Raw genomic sequence first — 20,213 nt, 5'->3', positions numbered from 1 at the left:
GTAAAATTACACAGTCGCTTTTTCGACGTGTGATTTGTAATCTATCCTGCACCTTGACAAATAAAAACAATGGCAACTCTGCAACAGCAAAAAATCCGGATTCGTTTGAAAGCATTTGACCGTCGCTTACTCGACACATCTTGCGAAAAAATTGTTGATACCGCTAACCGTACCAACGCAACGGCAATCGGCCCAATTCCTCTTCCCACGAAACGTAAAATTTATTGTGTGCTCCGCTCTCCCCACGTCGATAAAGATTCCCGGGAGCACTTCGAGACCCGGACTCACCGTCGCATTATTGACATTTACCAGCCCTCTTCTAAAACCATCGATGCTTTGATGAAGCTTGATCTACCGGCTGGGGTAGATATTGAAGTGAAACTCTAGGCTAAGGCCAGTATTTTTCAACCTTTAAAAAGTCATCTTTGAATGATATTCAATCTGGGTCTTTTCTGAATTTATTTCGGGGAAGACCCTTTCCGTTTTCCTTAGGTTTTGTATATCCGCTACAGTATAAACAGATCGTATTTGTCACCGCCCATGACCTCTTTTTCCGTTGCTGTCCGAGAACTACCGCTTTTCCCGTTACCGGAATTGGTGCTGTTTCCATCGCGGCCTTTACCGCTCCATGTGTTTGAGTTTCGGTACCGCATCATGATGAACACGATTTTGGAGCATGATCGACGTTTTGGGGTATTAATGGTCAATCCTGTGGATGGCACGATCGCCAATGTGGGTTGTTGCGCAGAAATTGTCCACTGTGAAAAATTACCCGATGGCCGAATGAAAATGTTGACGATTGGCCAACAGCGATTTCGGGTTTTAGATTATGTCCGTGAAAAGCCCTACCGGGTCGGTTTGGTGGAATGGATCGAAGATGATCCCACGACAGGCAATTTATCTTCTTTGGCGGTGGATGCGAAACAGGTGTTAATGGATGTGGTGGGTTTATCCGCTAAGCTCGCCGGTCAAGATCTCGAGCTACCAGAGGAATTGCCGGATCTGCCACGGGAATTGTCTTTTTGGATTGCGGGTAGTTTGTATGGCGTTGCGGAAGAGCAACAGGCCCTGTTGGAATTACAAGACACCCAGGAAAGATTGCGGCGAGAGATGGAAATTTTGACTTCTACGAGAAATCATTTGGCGGCCAGAACAGCGTTGAAAGATGTGTTTGAATAACTGAGATTGTCCCTAGATAGTCATGGAAAAGTTGTATTAAAGCGATGGTGGACTGGTCACAGACGGATTTGGAAGGGGCGATCGCCAACTTTTCAGAGATTCAAACGGAAATCAATTACCAACACGCCCAGGATGTACTCCGCCAGGCATTGCAACATCTGGATCTCACCCAGACAGAACAACAGGGCCTAGAGGGGGAAATTGCCCAGCTTTCACAGATGCTGGATAAATTAGAACAAACCCGTCTGCAAATCGCGGCCTTTGGTTTGGTGGGACGAGGCAAATCCTCGGTCTTAAATGCACTGTTAGGGAAAGAGGTTTTTCAGACCGGGGCCCTCCATGGTGTCACGACGGATATTCAGCAGGTGCCTTGGACATTGCAGACGGAGGCGATCGCTAATAGCAAAATTCAACGGGCGACTTTTTTTCGGGAAGGTCAAGGACGTTTAGAGTTGATCGATACCCCAGGCATTGACGAGGTGAACGGCGAAACCCGCGAACAGCTCGCTAAACTGATTGCCAAGCAAATGGATTTATTGCTGTTTGTCATCGCTGGGGATATGTCACGGGTCGAGTTTGAAGCGTTGTCCCAGCTCCGGGATGTGGGTAAGCCGATGATCTTGGTTTTTAACAAGGTAGATCAATACCCCAGCACTGACCGAGATTTGATTTACCAAACCATCTGCGATCGCCGGGTAAAAGAATTGCTCTCCCCCGCAGAAATTGTCATGGTTTCAGCGGCTCCTCTCATCACCAAAATCACTACCGATGCCACAGGACAACGCCACATCCTTCGGGAACGGGGCACCGCGAATGTAATTGATCTCAAGTTGAAAATTCTTGAAATCCTCGACCGGGAGGGAAAAGCCCTTTTAGCGCTCAATTCCATGCTCTTTGTGGATCGGCTCCATGGCCAACTGACCCAACGCAAACTTCTATTGCGCGCCCAGGCAGCGGATCGCCTCATTGAACGGGCGATGCTCACCAAAGCGGTTGCTGTGGCTTTAAATCCCGTGACAGTTGTGGATGTATTTAGTGGGGCGGTGGTAGATGTGGCCCTGATTATTCGTTTGGCCCAGTGGTATGGTTTGCCCTTAAACCAACGGGAGGCGATCGCCCTGCTCCAGAAAATTGTCTTGAGTATGGGGGGGATTAGCCTTGGGGAAGTGCTGGCAAATCTCGGCCTCAGCTCCCTGAAAACCGCCCTGGGGGTTAGTGCGCCACTTACGGGAGGATTATCGGTCATGCCTTATCTTTCTGTGGCAGTGACCCAAGGGGCGATCGCCGGACTCACGACCCAAATTATCGGCAAAAGCACCCAAACCTATTTAGCCAATGGCGGTTCCTGGGGGGACGCTGATCCGAAAGTCGTCGTTAAAAACATCATTGAATCTTTGGATCGAGACTCTATTTTGCACCGACTACGCCAGGAACTCACGGCCAAATTACAGCCCCAATAGAGCATCCCAGAAAATCACCGCTACCATGATTGTATCGATACATAATTCTTTAGTAAAAAATGACGAGCCAACCTCTTCCCCACTATTACGCCGTCCAGGCTAGGGCAAGCAACACTAGCAACGTCACCCTCGAAAGTACTGGCCTGAACGCCATGGAGTCTGCTCCTCCTGTAGAATTTGGCGGGCCAGCAGGATATTGGTCGCCAGAAACTTTATTGGTAGCGGCGATCGCCGATTGTTTTATCCTCAGTTTTCGGGGGACAGCCCGGGCTTCTAATTTTGCTTGGGAATCTTTGCATTGTTCCGTGGCGGGCACCCTAGAAAAAGCGGAGCGTTTGACTCAGTTCACCCATTACCAAATTACCGCAACCCTCGTGATCCCCCCGGAGAGTGACCCCGCCAAGGGCGATCGCCTCCTCCATAAAGCAGAAGCCAATTGTTTGATTACCAATTCCCTTTTGGGCACGGTCTCCCTTGAGACAACCATTCAAGTGCATTAAATATTGGCGATCGCCCCCAGGATTTCCTGGGAAATAAAAGGGAGAATGGCGCGATTTTTCGCATTGGCTTCCCCTTCTGTGAACACAACCAATAAATAAGGTTGCTGCCCCGGCACTTCGATGTAGGCCGCATCATGGCGGGCGCGGCTCGTCCAACCCGCCTTCGACCACAGTTGACTACCGTCTGGGAGCACTTCCCCCAAAAAGCCAGTTACTTGATTTTCCTCGTCAAATTCCTGCAGATCTGCCGGATCAAGGGAGCGGTTTAATAAGCGAATCATACTTTGGCACCGTTCACGGGAGACAGCAACGCCGCCCATAATGCTGTGAAATAACCGGGCGATCGCATTGGTGGTGAGCATATTTCGATTTTCATAGTTTGCCCCCAAAAACTGCCGCTCTCGACCGTAGGGGCCATTACTCCAAGGTTTTTGATTGACATTGATCGACGCGAGTTCCGCCCAACCGAGGGACTGATAATAGCGATTGATAATGTTGCGCTGGTGGCTCCAGGTTTGCAATGGTTCTGGGGGGAGTTCTGGGCCGCTGGTTGTCCCTGTCAGGCTATCGACAATGTAGCTGGTGGCATCATTACTCGACTCAACGATCATGTCCTGGATCGCCCGCTCTAGCTCGGTGCTGTCCTGGAGCATTCGTCCCTCCAGCCACTCATGGATCGCCACTAAATAAAAAAGTTTCACCACACTCGCCGGATAAAGGCGCACATCACCCCGGTATTGAAAACCCCGCACCGGATGTTCCCAAAAGGCTTCCGGGGAAAGGGCACCATCGGTATTGACCACCACCGGATTGTCATAGACCAACCACGTTAGGGCGATTTGTTCGGGACTCAGGCTGGGAAATTTGCGCCAGGTCGTCTGTAAAATTTGCTGTCCTAGTTCCGTGAGGCGATCGCAACTTTGATAGAACGGCACACCCTCTCTCCTTGCTTACATTAATGGTAAGATTCTGGCATATTTTCAGTGGGAGGCACGGTTATCGATGGCGGAACCCTGGCAAACGGTCTTAAATTTTTGGTTTGGCCGACCTGATGCGCCGGATTATGGTCAACCCCGCAAAGAATGGTTCCGCAAAAACCAAGCATTTGACAATGCCGTTGCTGAAACCCTAGGGCCCTTATACCAACGGGCGATCGCCGCAGAATTTAGTACCTGGCGTGATGCCCCCGAATCTTGCTTGGCTTTAATTTTGCTTTTTGATCAAGTGCCCCGCAATCTCTTTCGTGGTGATCCCCAAGCCTTTGCCACAGATCCCCAAGCATTAACCCTAGCGAAACAGGCGATCGCCCAGAAATTTGATCAAGATCTTTGGCCAATTCAACGGGTATTTCTCTACCTTCCTTTTGAGCACAGCGAAAATCTTGATGATCAATACCAATCTCTCGCCTTGTTTCGTCAACTGGAAAAAAATACTGCAATGGGCAGCGATTTTTTAGAATATGCCCAGCGCCACTTTGACGTTATTCAGCAATTTGGGCGTTTCCCCCACCGCAATCAAATTTTGGGCCGCACCAGCACCGAGGCCGAATTGGACTTCCTTGCCCAACCAGGTTCCTCCTTTTAACGGGTGCTAAAACGACTGCGCCATTTTTTTATTACAAACTTAGACCGAAACCATGGATCAATTTGCACTTTTTGACCAAGACCTCAGCCCCGAAATTTTAGAACGCTACCTCAAATCTGGGGCGATCGCCGTTGATACCGAAACCATGGGCCTCAATCCCCACCGCGATCGCCTTTGTCTGGTGCAACTTTGTGATGATGCTGGCTATGTCAGTGCGATTCGCATTGCCCAGGGTCAGACCGCCGCTCCCAACTTAAAAGCCCTAATGGAGGCCCCTGAAATCACAAAAGTTTTTCACTTTGCGCGGTTCGATCTTGCCCAACTGCGCCATGTCTTTGGCATCGAAACTCGGCCTTTTTTTTGCACTAAGATCGCCAGCAAATTGGGCCGCACCTACACTTCTAGCCACGGTCTCAAAGCATTGGTCAAAGAATTAATGGGCGTCGAACTAGACAAATCAGCCCAAAGCTCTGACTGGGGAAATGTGGCGGCCCTCAGCACGGAACAGCTTAAATACGCCTCAAACGATGTGCGCTATCTCATTCCGATGATGCACAAGTTGACGGCCATGCTCCAGCGCGAAAACCGTTGGCCCCTGATGGAAGAATGTCTCCGTTGTCTCCCCACCTTTATTAGTTTAGATCTTGCCTTTTACGACAATGTTTTCGAGCACTAAAAGCGTTCGTTAATTACTGGCTTCAGCGGTTACTTCTGCAGTTTTTTCGGGTTCAATGATCCGACGGATTTCTGAATAAAAAGCAGTCTGTAAAACGCCTGTTTTACCCGTGACGATGTTGGTTCTGAGGCGGAGATTTTCATTGCCAAACCATTGCCGTTCGATAATTTTCACTTCTCCCGCTTCCAGGGTAACGATCAAAATTTGATCTTCCCCAAGGCGATACCGACCCTGGGCAAGGGTACGCTCATCCAGGCTGAAGGCTTGCCCTTGGGTCGGCTGGTCGGGATTAATCACAAAGGCAAATAAAGAACTGCCAATCGCTTTCGGTTTGCCCCAATCTACGGAGGTGTCCCAACTGCTCTGGAAGACACGCCAATGTTCATTGGGAGCCTGGGCGATCGCCGCCGCAAAACGGCTAACCTCTGGGTGATCGAGGGGCAGTAGCTCAAAGGCTAAGTTGGCTTTGCCATTATCAGGCTCCGGGTGATGGGCTTGATAAAATGTGCGCTGGGCGAACCAATTGCCCGCACTCTGATGGATAAAGGCGTTGATATCCATAAAAACAGTTACAACAGGATAAAAGTCAGAATTCGATCCATCATACCGGACTGCCCCAGGGCTGACAAAAGTCAGTTATTCCCAGTAAGTTACTCCCAGTAAAAATCGTCATTGCGCACGGTTTGGGGGGTGCGATAGTTGTAAGGCTCGATGCTCAGGGCACTGCTGAGGATTAAATCTAGGTCACGGTCAGCATCAAAGGCGATTACTTCACCGCTGCTATTACCGCCGAGCAACCAACCCCCCAGGGCACCGAGGCCGCCACCCAGGAGAATTTCCCCAAAATCAATGCTGCGATCGCCTGTGACCAAAGCAATAATCGCTGCCGCACCAGCCCCGATCGCTGCCCCTTCTAGGAGATCACCGCCATCGGCACCTTGGTTAATATTTTCAACTCGATCATTGATTCGGGATTCAGCATAAATGCGCTGGGTGTCGTTATTATCAAAAATCAAGCGTTCAGCAATAAATTGGGAACCACCCCGCACGGGTCGAATTTGTCCCTCAATTTCTGTGCCATAGGGAATTAAAATCTGGCCATTGCGATCCCGCAGGTTGGCGGCTACTTCCACGGTCAAATCAAGGGTTTCTTCAGAAGACACGAGAATGCGCTCGGCGTCAGGGTACATCACCGGAATACTCGTGCCCCGCGCAATGGTGATCGTTTGGCCGTAATATTGGCCCTGGCGTTGAATGGTAGTGTTGCGGTTCGACTGGCGTGGAAAAAGTTGGGCCTGGGCTGGATTTAGTGCAGCAAAGGGGGCGATCGCCGTACTCAAGAGCAAGGCACTCAAACAACTAATGGTGCCGGTTTTCCCAGGAGAGATTGAAGTAGTAGACATGGCAAATATCCCTTTACTGAATAATTAAACTGAAAAACTGATTTACATAGGTCAGTCTTTAAAGACGTGCGCTTGGGGTCGTTTGTTTCCAATGACCAGAGCATCCCTCGTTATAATCATAGGCATTCCCTTGAGAAGGCCCAGAATTTTTGCATGTTTGGACAGTTTCAGCAGAGTAACATTCGCCTCGAAATCAACGCTTCTAGCCAGACCATCCGTGAGAGCCTAACCCAGCCCCAGCAACTCAAACAATGGCTCTGGTTGCAGCGCTGGCCGGAGCTGCCCGCCCAATTGACGACGGGGACGACCTTTACGACCCAGATTGGGGTTGTGCCGATTCACCACACCGTTGAGACGCTCCATGACCACGGCATTCGCTTTCTATTGCGCCAGGGGATTGACGGTTTCCATGGGTGGTCTTGGGATGATGGCTGGCTCCAGTCCCATTTAGAAGGCGTTTCTCTGTTACCGTTAAATTTGGGTCAGACAGTAACGCTGCTCAGTTTACGTCGTTTCATCGAAACCAAAGCAGCAAAATCGTAAACAAAATTTCTGTGTGAATCATTTATGGAAAGGGGATTATTGTGGCTGCCGCTCTTGGCACTGTTCATTGGCTTAGCCTGGGCCGGTTGGGCCGAATACCAAAAAATTGAGGCCTATCAACGGTGGGCCGAAGGTTTTGATCAAGCGAAATATGATCTGTATTCGATTCTAGGTTACCGCAATGGTCAGATTACCTACGGTAAAGCGACCCGGCGAGGAATGGTGGATCTGCAAACGGTGGCGATCGCCTCGATCCAAAAAATTGCCCTACGCGTTGATCAACAAGTGATTGATCGCTTAGACGAACCAGAAAAATTACCCCGCCAGGGAAAAGCCTTTTTATTACTCGAAACCCAGGATCAAGAAACGATCGAAATTCCCTTTACCCAAATTGAATTAGCCGCCCAATGGGGCCTGTATCTCCGCAAATTTCTGAGGTTAGGGATCTAGAGATTGACCTTTCTGGGTCCGTAACCGCACGGAATCCCCATGGGAGGGTAGACCTTCGGCTTCGGCCAGGGTTTGTACGGCACTGGCAACGTTTTGGAGTGCCTTGGCAGAATATTGAATAATGCTGGAGTGCTTCATAAAAGTTTCTACCCCCAGGGCCGAGGCATAACGGGCTGCCCCAGCCGTCGGCAGAGTGTGGTTTGGCCCGGCGAGATAATCCCCCACCGCTTCCGGGGTTGAGTGGCCCAGGAAAATCGCGCCAGCATGGCGAATTAAGGGTAATAGTTCCCAGGGTTCTGCCACTTCCAGTTCGAGGTGTTCTGGGGCAAACAAGTTTGATAGTTCCGCTGCTTTCTCCAGGGAATCCACCACCACCACGAGGCCATAGTGGGCGATCGCCTTTTCGGTTAACTCTTGACGGGAGTGATTTTCTAACTGTTGGGCTACCGCTGCTTGTACCTGTTCGGCGAATTCTTGGTCAGGGGTAAGGAGGATCGCCGCTGCTAGGGGGTCGTGTTCTGCCTGGGCGAGCAAATCTGCTGCTACATGGGTCGGATTTGCACTATTGTCTGCAATCACCAGCACTTCCGAAGGCCCTGCCAAGGAATCGATCCCCACGCGACCGTAGACCATCTTTTTGGCAAGGGTGACGAAAATATTCCCCGGCCCAGTAATCACATCCACTGCCGGAATTGTTTCGGTACCGTAGGCGAGGGCGGCGATCGCCTGGGCTCCCCCAACGCGATAAATTTCCTCAATGCCTGCTTCCTGGGCCGCCACCAAAACCGCCGGATTGATTTTGAGATCTGGCCCTGGGGGCGTCACCATCACAATTTTTGGCACACCAGCCACCTTTGCTGGAATCGCATTCATGAGCACTGTACTCGGATAGGCCGCGCGGCCCCCTGGCACATATAGACCAGCTCGATCCACAGCCGTGTAACGTTTCCCTAAAACCACATCATTTTGGCTAAATTGCACCCAGGATTTGGGTACCCGTTGGCGGTGAAAGGCTTCGATTTGGCGACTGGCCAGTTGGATCGCCTCGAGCAGGGGACGGTCAATTTGTTGGTAGGCCGCATCTAGCTCGGCGGCAGAAACCCTTAATTTTTCGGGGGTGAGGGTTTGGCGATCAAATTTTGCCGTGAAATCAACCAACGCGCGATCGCCACTATTTTTCACCGCTGTGACAATCTCTTTCACCGCCGCCTCTTGGGTTAGAGCTACATCATGGGAGGTGCGGTTCGCAATACGTTGTAACTCAGAAGGGGCATCAGTCTGCTGATAGAGAATGCGCAGCATAGAAAATATCAATCACTCATTGCTTAAAATCTTGTCTCATTCTACTGAATTTTCCTAACCAATGGCAGCCATTCCGCGCTTATCCTCGGTTTTCGTGGTAGAATTTCACCTCTGAAATTAGAGACTTCCAACTCCTAACCTAAATTCTACGGTGATTGATCTCAGTGGGGCAACTTTTGCTACAATGAGATTTTTGATCATCTATATTTATCTGTCCACCTAAATTAACCTAGACCACTGTGGCTAATATTAAATCTGCGATTAAGCGTATCCAAACTGCTGAACGTAATCGTCTCCGCAACAAATCCTATAAGTCTGCGGTCAAGACCCTCACCAAAAAGTGCCTCCAAGCGATTGAACAATATGCAGCGGCTCCCTCTGCAGATGCCCAGGCAGAAGCACAAAAATATCTCTCTGCAACCTACAGCAAAATTGATAAAGCTGTAAAACGGGGAGTTTACCATCACAATACGGCTGCCCGGAAAAAGGCACGGCTCGCAAAGGAATTTAAACAAGCAACTGGACAAGTGGCCGCCTAGGACGAGAGAGCGGTCGCGTTCTCTGGGGTTTGCCCTATTTGCTAATCATTTGAAGGAGCCGCTGTCACTTTTACCATGCAACTTGTTGACACCCATGTGCACATCAACTTCGATGTTTTCCAAGAAGATATCGAGGCGATCGCCAATCGTTGGCGTGCCGCTGGTGTTGCCCACTTGGTCCATTCCTGCGTCGAACCCCAAGAGTTCACTGAAATTCAAGCCCTGGTTGATCGGTTTCCGGAGCTAAAATTTTCTGTCGGCCTGCATCCCCTCGATGTAGATAAGTGGACAGAGACCATGGCTGCAGAAATCAAGGCCTTGGCCCAGAGTGATTCGCGGATCGTTGCCCTTGGAGAAATGGGCCTAGACTTTTTTAAGGCGGAAAATCACCGTCACCAAAAAAAAGTACTCAGGGCACAACTTGAGCTGGCGGCGGAACTAGACTTGCCGGTGATCATTCACTGTCGTGATGCAGCGGCAGAATTGTTAGCAATCCTCAAAGAGTTTCAGGCGAATGATCAACCAGTGCGCGGTGTAATGCATTGTTGGAGTGGCACCCCCGAAGAAACTCAATGGTTTCTTGACCTTGGTTTTTTCGTTAGCTTTAGTGGTGTGGTGACTTTTAAAAATGCTGAACAGGTCAGGGATTCCGCTCGTCTAGTGCCCGATGATCGCCTTTTGATCGAAACAGATTGTCCTTTTCTTGCCCCTGTACCCAAACGGGGAAAGCGAAATGAACCAGCCTTTGTCCGCCATGTGGCAGAATACCTTGCTCAATTACGGGAAACTTCTTTGGAAACCCTTGCCCAACAAACGACAGCTAATGCCCGCCAGCTGTTTCGGCTGCATTTCTAAATATCTTTTTTATTTTGTCGGCATTCTCGTCACCTTAGGATTCAACCTAGGGATCAGAGAAGGTCGCATTCTGCTGTAGGAGCCTTTGTCCCGGACTATCATTGAAGGGCCTTTTGGCTTCTACACAAACTCTCTACCTAACCCAAGGCGATCGCCTGCCATCTGCTGCACCATTGCCTCCCAGTTATCCCGACCCAAGATAATACCTATGACTCATATCACCCAAAGCCTGCTTCCTGATCTAATTGATATTCAACGGTCAAGCTTTCGTTGGTTCCTTGAAAAAGGGTTAATTGAGGAGCTCAACAGTTTCTCGCCCATCACCGACTACACCGGCAAATTAGAGCTGCACTTCATTGGGGAAAAATACCGTCTCAAAGAACCCAAGTACAGCATGAGTGAGGCCAAGAGTCGGGATAGCACCTATGGTGTCCAGATGTATGTGCCCACCCGCCTCATCAACAAAGAAACTGGCGAAATCAAAGAACAGGAAGTCTTCATTGGGGATCTGCCTCTGATGACAGACCGTGGTACCTTCATCATCAATGGTGCAGAACGGGTAATCGTCAACCAAATTGTGCGATCGCCTGGGGTTTATTACAAATCCGAAGTTGATAAACATGGTCGTCGCACCTATTCCGCATCCCTCATTCCTAACCGTGGGGCATGGTTGAAATTTGAAACAGACAAAAACAACATTGTCTGGGTGCGGATTGATAAAACCCGTAAGCTTTCAGCCCAGGTACTCCTCAAGGCCATGGGTCTATCCGACAGCGAAATCCTTGACGCCTTGCGCCATGCTGACTTCTATCAAAAAACCCTCGAAAAAGAAGGCAATCCCAGCGAAGAAGAAGCACTCCTCGAACTCTATCGCAAGCTCCGCCCCGGGGAACCTCCCACGGTCAGCGGTGGTCAGCAGCTATTAGAATCACGTTTCTTCGACAACAAGCGCTACGACTTGGGTAAAGTCGGTCGTTACAAAATCAATAAAAAGTTACGGCTCAACATCCCCGATACCGTACGGGTACTCACCCCCACCGATATCCTCTCGGCGATTGATTATCTCATTAACCTAGAGTTCGATACCGGAAACATTGACGACATCGATCACCTGGGCAATCGTCGTGTTCGGTCCGTGGGTGAACTCCTACAAAACCAAGTACGTGTTGGTCTAAACCGTCTTGAACGCATCATTCGTGAACGCATGACCGTCAGTGAAGCCGACACCCTAACACCAGCCTCCTTGGTTAACCCAAAACCCCTTGTTGCGGCGATTAAGGAATTTTTCGGCTCCTCCCAGCTTTCTCAGTTTATGGATCAAACCAATCCACTCGCTGAGTTGACCCACAAACGGCGTCTATCCGCCCTCGGCCCTGGTGGTTTAACCCGTGAACGGGCCGGCTTTGCTGTGCGAGACATTCACCCCACCCAGTATGGTCGGATTTGTCCCGTAGAAACCCCAGAAGGTCCCAACGCTGGTCTCATCGGTTCCCTAGCAACCTATGCCCGCGTTAATGAATATGGCTTTATCGAAACGCCCTATTACAAAGTCGAAAACGGCAAAATCCTCTTTGACCAAGGCTCTGTTTACCTCACGGCAGGCGAAGAAGACGATCTGCGGGTTGCCCCCGGCGATGTACCACGGGATGAAGACGGTAACATTCTCGGTGAAACAGTTCCCGTGCGTTATCGTCGGGAATTCTCGACTACCACTCCCGAACAAGTAGACTATGTGGCAGTTTCGCCCCTACAAATCGTCTCTGTTGCAACCTCACTGATTCCGTTCCTAGAGCACGATGACGCAAACCGTGCCCTGATGGGTTCTAACATGCAACGGCAGGCTGTTCCCCTCCTCAGACCAGAGCGTCCCCTTGTTGGCACCGGTCTGGAGGCACAAGCAGCCCGTGACTCTGGGATGGTCATTGTGTCCCGGTGTGATGGTGTTGTTACCTTCGTTGACGCTACCGTAATCCGCGTGCAACCAACCGGTGAAGGAACCGAGGACGCCGCTGAAATTGTTTATCCTCTGCAAAAATATCAGCGTTCTAACCAAGATACTTGTCTTAATCAGCGTCCCCTTGTAGACATTGGTGAAGATGTTGTCGCTGGTCAGGTTCTCGCAGATGGCTCCGCAACTGAAGGTGGTGAAATTGCCCTCGGTCAAAATGTGACCATCGCCTATATGCCCTGGGAAGGCTACAACTACGAAGACGCAATCCTAATCAGTGAGCGCCTTGTATATGACGATGTGTATACCAGTATCCACATTGAAAAATTCGAAATTGAAGCCCGTCAAACAAAGTTGGGGCCTGAAGAGATTACCCGTGAAATTCCCAACGTTGGGGAAGATGCTCTGCGTCACCTCGATGAACAAGGGATTATTCGCATTGGTGCTTGGGTAGAATCTGGTGACATTTTGGTCGGTAAAGTCACTCCGAAAGGTGAGTCCGATCAGCCACCGGAAGAGAAACTCCTACGGGCAATTTTCGGGGAGAAGGCACGGGATGTACGGGATAACTCCCTCCGGGTTCCCAACGGTGAAAAGGGACGTGTGGTTGATGTCCGTGTCTTTACCCGTGAGCAGGGCGATGAATTACCCCCGGGTGCCAATATGGTGGTTCGGGTCTACGTGGCTCAAAAACGAAAAATCCAAGTTGGGGATAAAATGGCAGGCCGCCACGGGAATAAGGGGATTATTTCCCGGATTCTCCCGATTGAGGATATGCCTTACTTACCCGATGGTTCCCCTGTCGACATTGTGCTCAATCCCCTAGGGGTTCCCTCCCGGATGAACGTAGGCCAAGTTTTTGAGTGTCTCCTAGGCTGGGCCGGCGAACATCTCAATGCTCGCTTTAAGATGATGCCTTTCGACGAAATGCACGGAGCTGAAGCATCACGGGAAACCGTACATGGCAAAATTCGCGAAGCAGCGAAAAAGCCAAACAAAGACTGGGTCTTTAATGAAGATGAACCTGGCAAAATCCAAGTCTACGATGGTCGGACTGGGGAATCCTTTGATCGAGCCGTGACTGTCGGTAAAGCGTACATGCTTAAGCTTGTTCACCTGGTTGACGATAAGATCCACGCGCGTTCTACGGGGCCGTACTCTCTGGTGACGCAGCAGCCCCTTGGTGGTAAAGCCCAGCAGGGTGGTCAGCGCTTCGGGGAAATGGAAGTTTGGGCTCTCGAAGCCTATGGAGCCGCTTATACTCTCCAAGAGTTACTCACGGTGAAATCCGATGATATGCAAGGACGTAACGAAGCCTTAAATGCGATCGTCAAAGGGAAGCCGATTCCTCGCCCAGGTACTCCCGAATCGTTCAAAGTTCTAATGCGAGAATTGCAATCCCTGGGTCTCGACATTGCTGTTCATAAAGTGGAAGCAGCCGATGATGGTACCAGTCGTGATGTGGAAGTAGATTTGATGATGGACAATCAACGTCGCGCCCCTAACCGGCCCACCTATGAGTCAGTCACCAATGAAGATCAAGAGGATTTAGTAGAAGAGGTAGCAGAGTAAGCATCCTTAAAAGTAGTGGGGCCAGCATTTTGCCAAATGTGCCCCATGCTTTTTGAAGCTTGTATAGGCCAAATTTTATTCGTCGAGTCGTTTTTAAAGAGCAGTTACGGGCATGAAAAGTCAACAAGAGCAACATTTCGATTACGTCAAAATTGGTATTGCTTCTCCTGAACGGGTACGCCAGTGGGGAGAGCGGACTTTACCAAATGGTCAAACCGTCGGCGAGGTTACAAAACCAGAAACTATTAACTACCGGACGTTAAAACCGGAAATGGATGGTTTATTTTGTGAGCGGATTTTTGGCCCGGCCAAGGACTGGGAATGCCACTGTGGTAAATACAAGCGGGTTAGACACCGGGGAATTGTCTGTGAGCGTTGTGGCGTAGAGGTCACTGAATCTCGGGTGCGTCGTCATCGCATGGGGTACATCAAGCTCGCTGCGGCAGTTACCCACGTTTGGTATCTCAAGGGGATCCCCAGCTACCTCAGCATTTTGCTGGATATGGCACTACGGGATGTGGAGCAAATTGTTTATTTCAATGCCTATGTTGTTCTCGATCCGGGTAATGCGACTAACCTCAGCTATAAGCAGCTATTGACGGAAGATCAGTGGTTAGAAATTGAAGAGCAACTCTACAGCGAAGATTCTCAGTTAGAGGATGTGGAAGTTGGCATTGGGGCCGAGGCGATTGAGCGTTTGCTGCAAGAACTTGAGTTAGAGGCGGTTGCTGAGGAACTACGGGAAGGCATTGCTAATTCTAAAGGTCAAAAACGGGCGAAGTTAATTAAACGTTTGCGCGTTATTGATAACTTTATTGCGACTGGGGCACGCCCTGAATGGATGGTTCTGAACAGTATCCCTGTCATTCCACCGGATCTGCGCCCGATGGTGCAGCTCGATGGGGGCCGCTTTGCCACCTCCGATTTGAATGATCTTTATCGTCGCGTTATCAATCGAAACAACCGTCTCGCTCGATTACAAGAAATTCTGGCGCCGGAAATTATCGTCCGCAACGAAAAACGGATGTTGCAAGAGGCGGTGGATGCATTAATTGACAATGGTCGTCGTGGTCGGACAGTTGTCGGTGCAAATAACCGCCCCCTCAAGTCTTTATCGGACATTATTGAAGGGAAGCAAGGTCGTTTCCGGCAAAACCTCCTTGGGAAACGGGTTGACTATTCTGGTCGTTCTGTCATCGTGGTTGGGCCAAAGCTAAAAATTTATCAGTGTGGTCTGCCCCGTGAGATGGCCATTGAACTGTTCCAGCCTTTTGTAATTCAACGGCTGATTAAGAGCACTATTGTCAGCAACATTAAGGCGGCGAAGAAGCTGATTCAACGGGGGGATGAAAGTGTTTGGGATGTGCTCGCTGAAGTAATTACGGGTCACCCTGTGCTACTCAACCGGGCACCAACGCTACACCGACTAGGGATTCAGGCTTTTGAACCGATCCTCGTGGAGGGTCGCGCGATTCAGTTGCACCCGTTGGTTTGTCCTGCGTTTAACGCTGACTTTGATGGCGACCAAATGGCGGTGCACGTGCCTTTGTCTTTGGAGGCCCAAGCTGAGGCTCGTCTGTTGATGCTGGCTTGCCATAATATTCTTTCGCCCGCTACGGGTAAACCCATTGTGGCTCCTTCCCAGGATATGGTTTTAGGTTGTTATTATTTGACGGCGGAAAATCCAGGGGCACAGCGGGGTGCGGGACGCTACTTTAGCAGTATGGATGATGCGTTGCGGGCCTATGAGCAAGGAGATGTGGATTTACATGCCTATGTATGGTTGCGCTACCTCGGCGATGTTGAGACCAATGAGGCGGATGATCGGGTGTTGGAATCTGAAACGTTAGAGGATGGTTCTATTTTGAAAATTTACCGTGAACGGAAGGTTCGGGAAACGGCAGAGGGTGAAATGATTAGCCAGTTTATCCGCACAACGCCGGGACGAATCATCTACAACAAGACGATCCAAGATGCCCTTGATTTAACCGAGCGGACGCTCCCAGAAGGACTACCTGTATAAGGTGACTGTAAGCGGAAAGAAAAGGGCGATCGCCTTTTGCTTTCTTTAAGTTTTTCTTCTTAAGTTATTAACACCAGAGATCACAAAAAACCATGACCAAGGAAAAACCCGCCGTTTTTTACAACCGCATCATCGATAAAGGACGTCTGAAAAAGCTGATGTCCTGGGCCTACACGAGTTTTGGTTCTGCCCACTGTGCCACCATGGCCGACGAACTGAAAACCCTTGGTTTTCGTTACGCAACCCAGGCTGGTGTCTCGATTAGTGTCGATGACCTCCAGGTACCGCCCATCAAGCGGCAGATGCTAGACAGCGCCGAACAGGAAATTAAGACCACAGAAGCTCGTTACTCCCGTGGTGAAATTACTGAGGTTGAGCGTTTCCAAAAGGTTATTGACACCTGGAACAGCACCTCTGAATCCCTTAAAGATGAAGTGGTCAAAAACTTCCGGGAAACCAACCCCCTCAACTCCGTTTACATGATGGCCTTTAGTGGTGCCCGGGGTAATCTCTCCCAGGTGCGTCAGTTGGTCGGGATGCGCGGCTTGATGGCGGATCCCCAAGGGGAAATTATTGACTTGCCGATTAAAACCAACTTCCGGGAAGGTCTGACGGTAACTGAGTATATTATTTCCTCTTACGGTGCCCGCAAAGGTCTGGTAGATACGGCACTGCGGACTGCTGACTCCGGTTACCTAACCCGTCGTCTGGTGGATGTTTCCCAGGATGTGATTGTTCGCGAAGAAGACTGCGGCACCGCCCGGGGTCTCAAACTCCGTGCCATGACCGATGGTGAACGCGAACAGATTTCCCTCGAAGATCGTCTCTTTGGTCGGGTACTCAATGCTGATGTGGTTGATCCCAAAACTGGGGAAGTCATTGCCCAACGAAATCAAGATATTGATGCTGATCTGGCGAAGAAAATTGCGACTACGGTAGCTGAAGTGGAAGTGCGATCGCCGCTGACCTGTGAAGCGGCCCGTTCCGTCTGTCGCAAGTGCTATGGTTGGAGCCTTGCCCACGGTCACATGGTCGATATGGGAGAGGCCGTCGGGATTATTGCGGCCCAATCCATTGGGGAGCCTGGCACCCAGTTAACCATGCGGACTTTCCACACCGGGGGGGTATTTACCAAGGAAGCCGCCCGGACGATCAAAGCCTCCAAAGCTGGCACGATTCAATTTAAAGATGGCCTCAGCACGCGGCGGATGCGGACGCCCCACGGGGATGAAGTAGAGCAGGTAGAAGTAGCCGGTACTCTGGTGTTGAAGCCCAGCGACAATGGCAAAATGGTAAGCCATGCGCTCTCACCGGGTTCCTTTGTCTTGGTGGCAGAAGGAGCTTCCGTCAAGAAAGGCGATCTGCTCGTTGAAGTTGGTGCGGGTCAGAAAACCCAAAAATCCACCGAGAGAGCGACCAAAGACGTTTCCTCCGATCTGGCTGGGGAAGTTCTCTTTGATAACCTCATTGCCGAAGAAAAAACGGATCGTCAAGGCAACACAACCCGCTCCGCCCAAAGAAGTGGTTTGATGTGGGTTTTAGCTGGGGATGTTTATAATCTGCCGGCTGGGGCTGAACCCGTCGTTGAAAACGGCACCCATGTCAATGTGGGTGATATCCTCGCTGAAACAAAATTAGTTTCCCTCTCCGGTGGTGTTGTACGACTCATTCCCAACAGCCGAGAGATTGAAATTGTCACCGCTTCGGTACTCCTAGATGAGGCGAAGGTACTCCACGAAACTGGGGGCGGCTCAGAACAATACATCATTGAAACCTCTAAAGGGGATCAGTTCCTCCTGAAAACAGCCCCCGGCACGAAGGTGCAAAACAACGCCAACATCGCTGAACTTATTGATGACCGCTACCGGACAACCACCGGAGGCATCATCAAATACTCTGGTGTAGAAGTGGCCAAGGGCACGAAAAAACAGGGCTACGAAGTGCTGAAAGGGGGCACACTCCTTTGGATCCCAGAGGAAACCCACGAGGTAAACAAGGATAGCTCTCTGCGTATCGTCGAAGATGGCCAGTACGTCGAAGCGGGCACAGAAGTCGTTAAGGATATTTTCTCTCAGTCGGCTGGGGTCGCAGAGGTCATCGAAAAGAATGACATTCTCCGGGAAGTGATTATTAAGCCGGGTGAATTGCACCTGACAGAAGAGGCGATCGCCGATAAATATCACGAACAACTGATCCAGCCCGGTGAAGAGGTGATCCCTGGGGTGACCATCGACAAACTGAGCTACGGCGAAAAAGTGATCAGCACCGAAGGGGTCGCGCTCCTTGTCCGTCCCGTCGAGGAATTCCAAGTCGAGGATACCCCCGTTGAACCGTCCCAAGGTTCCATTAACGAACAGGGCGCAGGCCGGAATATCGAACTCCATGCTGTCCAGCGCTTATTCTTTAAAGATGGCGAACGGGTGAAATCCGTTGATGGTGTTTCTCTCCTGAGCACCCAATTGATTATCGAAATTGGTGCCATTGAAGGGGAAGATGAAGATGTCCTCGCGAACCTCTATGCGGACATTGAACTTCAAGATGATCCCACCGATGACGAAGTAAAACGTCTCCAGTTAGTGATTCTTGAGTCCTTGATTCTCCGCCGTGATTCCGATAGTGATCCCTTTGGCGGCCAAGTTCAGACCCGACTCATGGTCGAAGATGGCCAGGAAATTGCCCCTGGCGCAGTGGTGGCCCGCACGGAAATTCAATGTAAAGAACCCGGTGAGGTTCGAGGGATCCGTTCCGGTCAAGAAGCGATCCGCCGTTTGTTGATTGTGCGTGATAGCGATCGCCAAACCCTCGCCATCGACGGCAAAGCCAAGGTGAAAGAAAATACCCTGGTGGTTGCTGGCACCGAAATTGCCGAAGGCGTTGTGATCGAAGATTCCGCCCAAGTCCTCAAAGTCAGCGACAAAGAAATTGTCCTCCGTCACGCTCGGCCTTACCGTGTGTCTGGTGGTGCAGTCCTGCACATCGACGAAGGTGATCTAGTCCAACGGGGTGATAATCTCGTGCTGCTCGTCTTTGAGCGGGCAAAAACTGGGGACATCATCCAGGGTCTCCCCCGGATCGAAGAACTTCTTGAAGCCCGGAAACCCAAGGAAGCAGCAGTGCTCGCCCGTCGCCCTGGCACCTGCCAAGTCGAATATCTCGACGACGAAACCGTGGATGTCAAAGTCATCGAAGATGACGGTGTCATTAGCGAGTATCCGGTTAGCCTCAACCAAAGTGTGATGGTGGTCGATGGTCAACGGGTTGGCCCAGCAGAACCCCTCACTGACGGCTTGAATAATCCCCACGAAATCCTAGAAATTTTCTTTGATTACTACGCTGAGAGTAAGGGGATATACGAAGCGGCTTTGATTGGTCTCCGGGAATCTCAACGGTTCTTGGTAGAAGAAGTGCAGCGGGTTTACCAGTCCCAGGGCATTGACATTTCTGACAAACACATCGAGGTGATCGTGCGTCAGATGACGGCAAAGGTTCGCATCGATGACGGTGGCGATACCACAATGTTGCCAGGGGAGTTAATTGAACTACGTCAAGTAGAACAAGTTAACGAAGCCATGTCCATTACTGGTGGTGCACCGGCCCGTTATACTCCAGTGCTCCTAGGGATTACCAAAGCGTCCTTGAACACCGATAGCTTTATTTCTGCGGCTTCCTTCCAAGAGACCACACGGGTACTCACCGAAGCAGCCATTGAAGGAAAATCTGACTGGTTACGGGGCCTCAAGGAAAACGTGATTATCGGTCGCTTGATTCCAGCCGGAACGGGGTTTGCGAGTCAAAATGATTTCGTAGACGAAGGAACTTCACGGTCTCCCAATGGATACAGCAATGTCGTGACCAATGACAATGGTGCTGGGTTGTCGAGTCGTTCCTATGATGATCTTGATGGCAGCGAAATTCTCGATGATCAAACAGCACGGGCCTTTACGGAAGGAAAATCAAACCGTAAGGATATTATCTCTGGCGATGAATTAATTTCTGATGATACGCCGATCCCGTCGGATGTCCAGGGAAAAGCACCTGTGATTGATGATGATGCGATGATTGATGATAATTGGATGAAGGATCAATAATGGCAATCTAAAACCTGAAAATCATTGAACAATGTGGGGTAGTCTTCGGGCTAGCCCATTTTTTTATGTGGCTAAAAACTCATTTTTAAAT

Annotated in this window: 17 protein-coding genes; 13 read left to right on the top strand and 4 right to left on the bottom strand. The window is 50.3% G+C overall.

The annotated features are described in order from the left end of the window. The first annotated feature begins 69 nt into the window (after positions 1–69). The 4 genes from rpsJ (at position 70) to AACT35_RS02540 (ending at position 3,139) form a co-directional block, all read left to right on the top strand. Complete coding sequence (rpsJ, locus tag AACT35_RS02555; protein ID WP_002800099.1) at positions 70–387, top strand: 30S ribosomal protein S10; 318 nt, start codon at positions 70–72, stop codon at positions 385–387. Positions 388–540: 153 nt separating this feature from the next. After that, a complete protein-coding gene (locus AACT35_RS02550; RefSeq protein ID WP_099238763.1) occupies positions 541–1,179 on the top strand; it encodes an LON peptidase substrate-binding domain-containing protein in 639 nt (212 codons plus the stop codon). 44 nt (positions 1,180–1,223) lie between these two features. After that, entirely contained in the window at positions 1,224–2,639 is a 1,416-nt protein-coding gene (locus AACT35_RS02545; protein ID WP_099238761.1) for a GTP-binding protein, read from the top strand. Positions 2,640–2,698: 59 nt separating this feature from the next. After that, positions 2,699–3,139, top strand: coding sequence for an OsmC family protein (locus AACT35_RS02540; RefSeq protein WP_099238759.1), 441 nt, complete (start codon positions 2,699–2,701; stop codon positions 3,137–3,139). Here the strand turns inward: AACT35_RS02540 and AACT35_RS02535 are convergent. Beyond that, positions 3,136–4,074, bottom strand: coding sequence for a serine hydrolase (locus AACT35_RS02535; protein WP_099238757.1), 939 nt, complete (start codon positions 4,072–4,074; stop codon positions 3,136–3,138). The two genes, AACT35_RS02540 and AACT35_RS02535, sit on opposite strands and share 4 nt — an antisense overlap. A gap of 67 nt (positions 4,075–4,141) precedes the next feature. Between AACT35_RS02535 and AACT35_RS02530 the strand changes: the two genes are divergently transcribed. Together AACT35_RS02530 and AACT35_RS02525 are read left to right on the top strand one after the other, a co-directional pair. Continuing rightward, the gene (locus tag AACT35_RS02530) at positions 4,142–4,723 is read left to right on the top strand and encodes a DUF924 family protein (RefSeq protein WP_099238755.1); all 582 of its coding nucleotides are present in this window, start codon (positions 4,142–4,144) and stop codon (positions 4,721–4,723) included. Between the two features lie 52 nt (positions 4,724–4,775). Further along, complete coding sequence (locus tag AACT35_RS02525) at positions 4,776–5,399, top strand: ribonuclease D (RefSeq protein WP_065716787.1); 624 nt, start codon at positions 4,776–4,778, stop codon at positions 5,397–5,399. 9 nt (positions 5,400–5,408) lie between these two features. Here AACT35_RS02525 and AACT35_RS02520 read toward each other — a convergent pair whose 3' ends face one another. Together AACT35_RS02520 and AACT35_RS02515 are read right to left on the bottom strand one after the other, a co-directional pair. Then, a complete protein-coding gene (locus AACT35_RS02520; RefSeq protein ID WP_099238753.1) occupies positions 5,409–5,960 on the bottom strand; it encodes a phycobiliprotein lyase in 552 nt (183 codons plus the stop codon). Between the two features lie 89 nt (positions 5,961–6,049). Continuing rightward, positions 6,050–6,802, bottom strand: a complete 753-nt coding sequence (locus AACT35_RS02515; protein ID WP_099238751.1) for a hypothetical protein — start codon at positions 6,800–6,802, stop codon at positions 6,050–6,052. Between the two features lie 153 nt (positions 6,803–6,955). Between AACT35_RS02515 and AACT35_RS02510 the strand changes: the two genes are divergently transcribed. Then, positions 6,956–7,345 (top strand): hypothetical protein, encoded by a 390-nt coding sequence (locus AACT35_RS02510; RefSeq protein WP_012307660.1) that lies wholly within the window; start codon positions 6,956–6,958, stop codon positions 7,343–7,345. A gap of 24 nt (positions 7,346–7,369) precedes the next feature. After that, positions 7,370–7,795, top strand: a complete 426-nt coding sequence (locus tag AACT35_RS02505) for a hypothetical protein (RefSeq protein WP_099238749.1) — start codon at positions 7,370–7,372, stop codon at positions 7,793–7,795. Here AACT35_RS02505 and hisD read toward each other — a convergent pair. After that, a complete protein-coding gene (gene hisD, locus AACT35_RS02500) occupies positions 7,784–9,097 on the bottom strand; it encodes a histidinol dehydrogenase (protein WP_099238747.1) in 1,314 nt (437 codons plus the stop codon). The two genes, AACT35_RS02505 and hisD, sit on opposite strands and share 12 nt — an antisense overlap. A 239-nt stretch (positions 9,098–9,336) precedes the next feature. On the opposite strand from hisD, the gene rpsT reads away from it, so the two are divergent. The 5 genes from rpsT (at position 9,337) to AACT35_RS02475 (ending at position 20,122) form a co-directional block, all read left to right on the top strand. Continuing rightward, the gene (gene rpsT, locus AACT35_RS02495) at positions 9,337–9,636 is read left to right on the top strand and encodes a 30S ribosomal protein S20 (protein ID WP_012307657.1); all 300 of its coding nucleotides are present in this window, start codon (positions 9,337–9,339) and stop codon (positions 9,634–9,636) included. Positions 9,637–9,711: 75 nt separating this feature from the next. Then, entirely contained in the window at positions 9,712–10,491 is a 780-nt protein-coding gene (locus AACT35_RS02490) for a TatD family hydrolase (protein ID WP_099238745.1), read from the top strand. A 208-nt stretch (positions 10,492–10,699) separates the two neighbouring features. Further along, entirely contained in the window at positions 10,700–14,011 is a 3,312-nt protein-coding gene (gene rpoB, locus AACT35_RS02485; RefSeq protein ID WP_099238743.1) for a DNA-directed RNA polymerase subunit beta, read from the top strand. A 112-nt stretch (positions 14,012–14,123) separates the two neighbouring features. Then, positions 14,124–16,034 carry a DNA-directed RNA polymerase subunit gamma gene (locus tag AACT35_RS02480; RefSeq protein ID WP_012307653.1) on the top strand — a complete coding sequence of 637 codons (1,911 nt, stop codon included), beginning with the start codon at positions 14,124–14,126 and terminating at the stop codon, positions 16,032–16,034. A 92-nt stretch (positions 16,035–16,126) separates the two neighbouring features. Then, positions 16,127–20,122 carry a DNA-directed RNA polymerase subunit beta' gene (locus AACT35_RS02475; RefSeq protein WP_065711033.1) on the top strand — a complete coding sequence of 1,332 codons (3,996 nt, stop codon included), beginning with the start codon at positions 16,127–16,129 and terminating at the stop codon, positions 20,120–20,122. Positions 20,123–20,213: the final 91 nt, after the last annotated feature.

Source organism: Synechococcus sp. BDU 130192 (assembly GCF_963876085.1).
GTDB lineage: Bacteria > Cyanobacteriota > Cyanobacteriia > Cyanobacteriales > MRBY01 > MRBY01.
Note: the sequence above shows the minus strand (reverse complement) of the source record. Positions and strands in the feature narration are given on the sequence as shown.

Bases quoted from the DNA above. Each gene is read 5' to 3' on its own strand.
- AACT35_RS02480 (WP_012307653.1), top strand. From the start codon at position 14,124: ATGAAAAGTCAACAAGAGCAACATTTCGATTACGTCAAAATTGGTATT.
- rpsJ (WP_002800099.1), top strand. From the start codon at position 70: ATGGCAACTCTGCAACAGCAAAAAATCCGGATTCGTTTGAAAGCATTT.
- AACT35_RS02525 (WP_065716787.1), top strand. From the start codon at position 4,776: ATGGATCAATTTGCACTTTTTGACCAAGACCTCAGCCCCGAAATTTTA.
- hisD (WP_099238747.1), bottom strand. From the start codon at position 9,097: ATGCTGCGCATTCTCTATCAGCAGACTGATGCCCCTTCTGAGTTACAA.
- AACT35_RS02475 (WP_065711033.1), top strand. From the start codon at position 16,127: ATGACCAAGGAAAAACCCGCCGTTTTTTACAACCGCATCATCGATAAA.
- AACT35_RS02520 (WP_099238753.1), bottom strand. From the start codon at position 5,960: ATGGATATCAACGCCTTTATCCATCAGAGTGCGGGCAATTGGTTCGCC.
- AACT35_RS02515 (WP_099238751.1), bottom strand. From the start codon at position 6,802: ATGTCTACTACTTCAATCTCTCCTGGGAAAACCGGCACCATTAGTTGT.
- AACT35_RS02545 (WP_099238761.1), top strand. From the start codon at position 1,224: ATGGTGGACTGGTCACAGACGGATTTGGAAGGGGCGATCGCCAACTTT.
- AACT35_RS02505 (WP_099238749.1), top strand. From the start codon at position 7,370: ATGGAAAGGGGATTATTGTGGCTGCCGCTCTTGGCACTGTTCATTGGC.
- AACT35_RS02490 (WP_099238745.1), top strand. From the start codon at position 9,712: ATGCAACTTGTTGACACCCATGTGCACATCAACTTCGATGTTTTCCAA.
- AACT35_RS02550 (WP_099238763.1), top strand. From the start codon at position 541: ATGACCTCTTTTTCCGTTGCTGTCCGAGAACTACCGCTTTTCCCGTTA.
- rpoB (WP_099238743.1), top strand. From the start codon at position 10,700: ATGACTCATATCACCCAAAGCCTGCTTCCTGATCTAATTGATATTCAA.
- AACT35_RS02540 (WP_099238759.1), top strand. From the start codon at position 2,699: ATGACGAGCCAACCTCTTCCCCACTATTACGCCGTCCAGGCTAGGGCA.
- AACT35_RS02530 (WP_099238755.1), top strand. From the start codon at position 4,142: ATGGCGGAACCCTGGCAAACGGTCTTAAATTTTTGGTTTGGCCGACCT.
- AACT35_RS02510 (WP_012307660.1), top strand. From the start codon at position 6,956: ATGTTTGGACAGTTTCAGCAGAGTAACATTCGCCTCGAAATCAACGCT.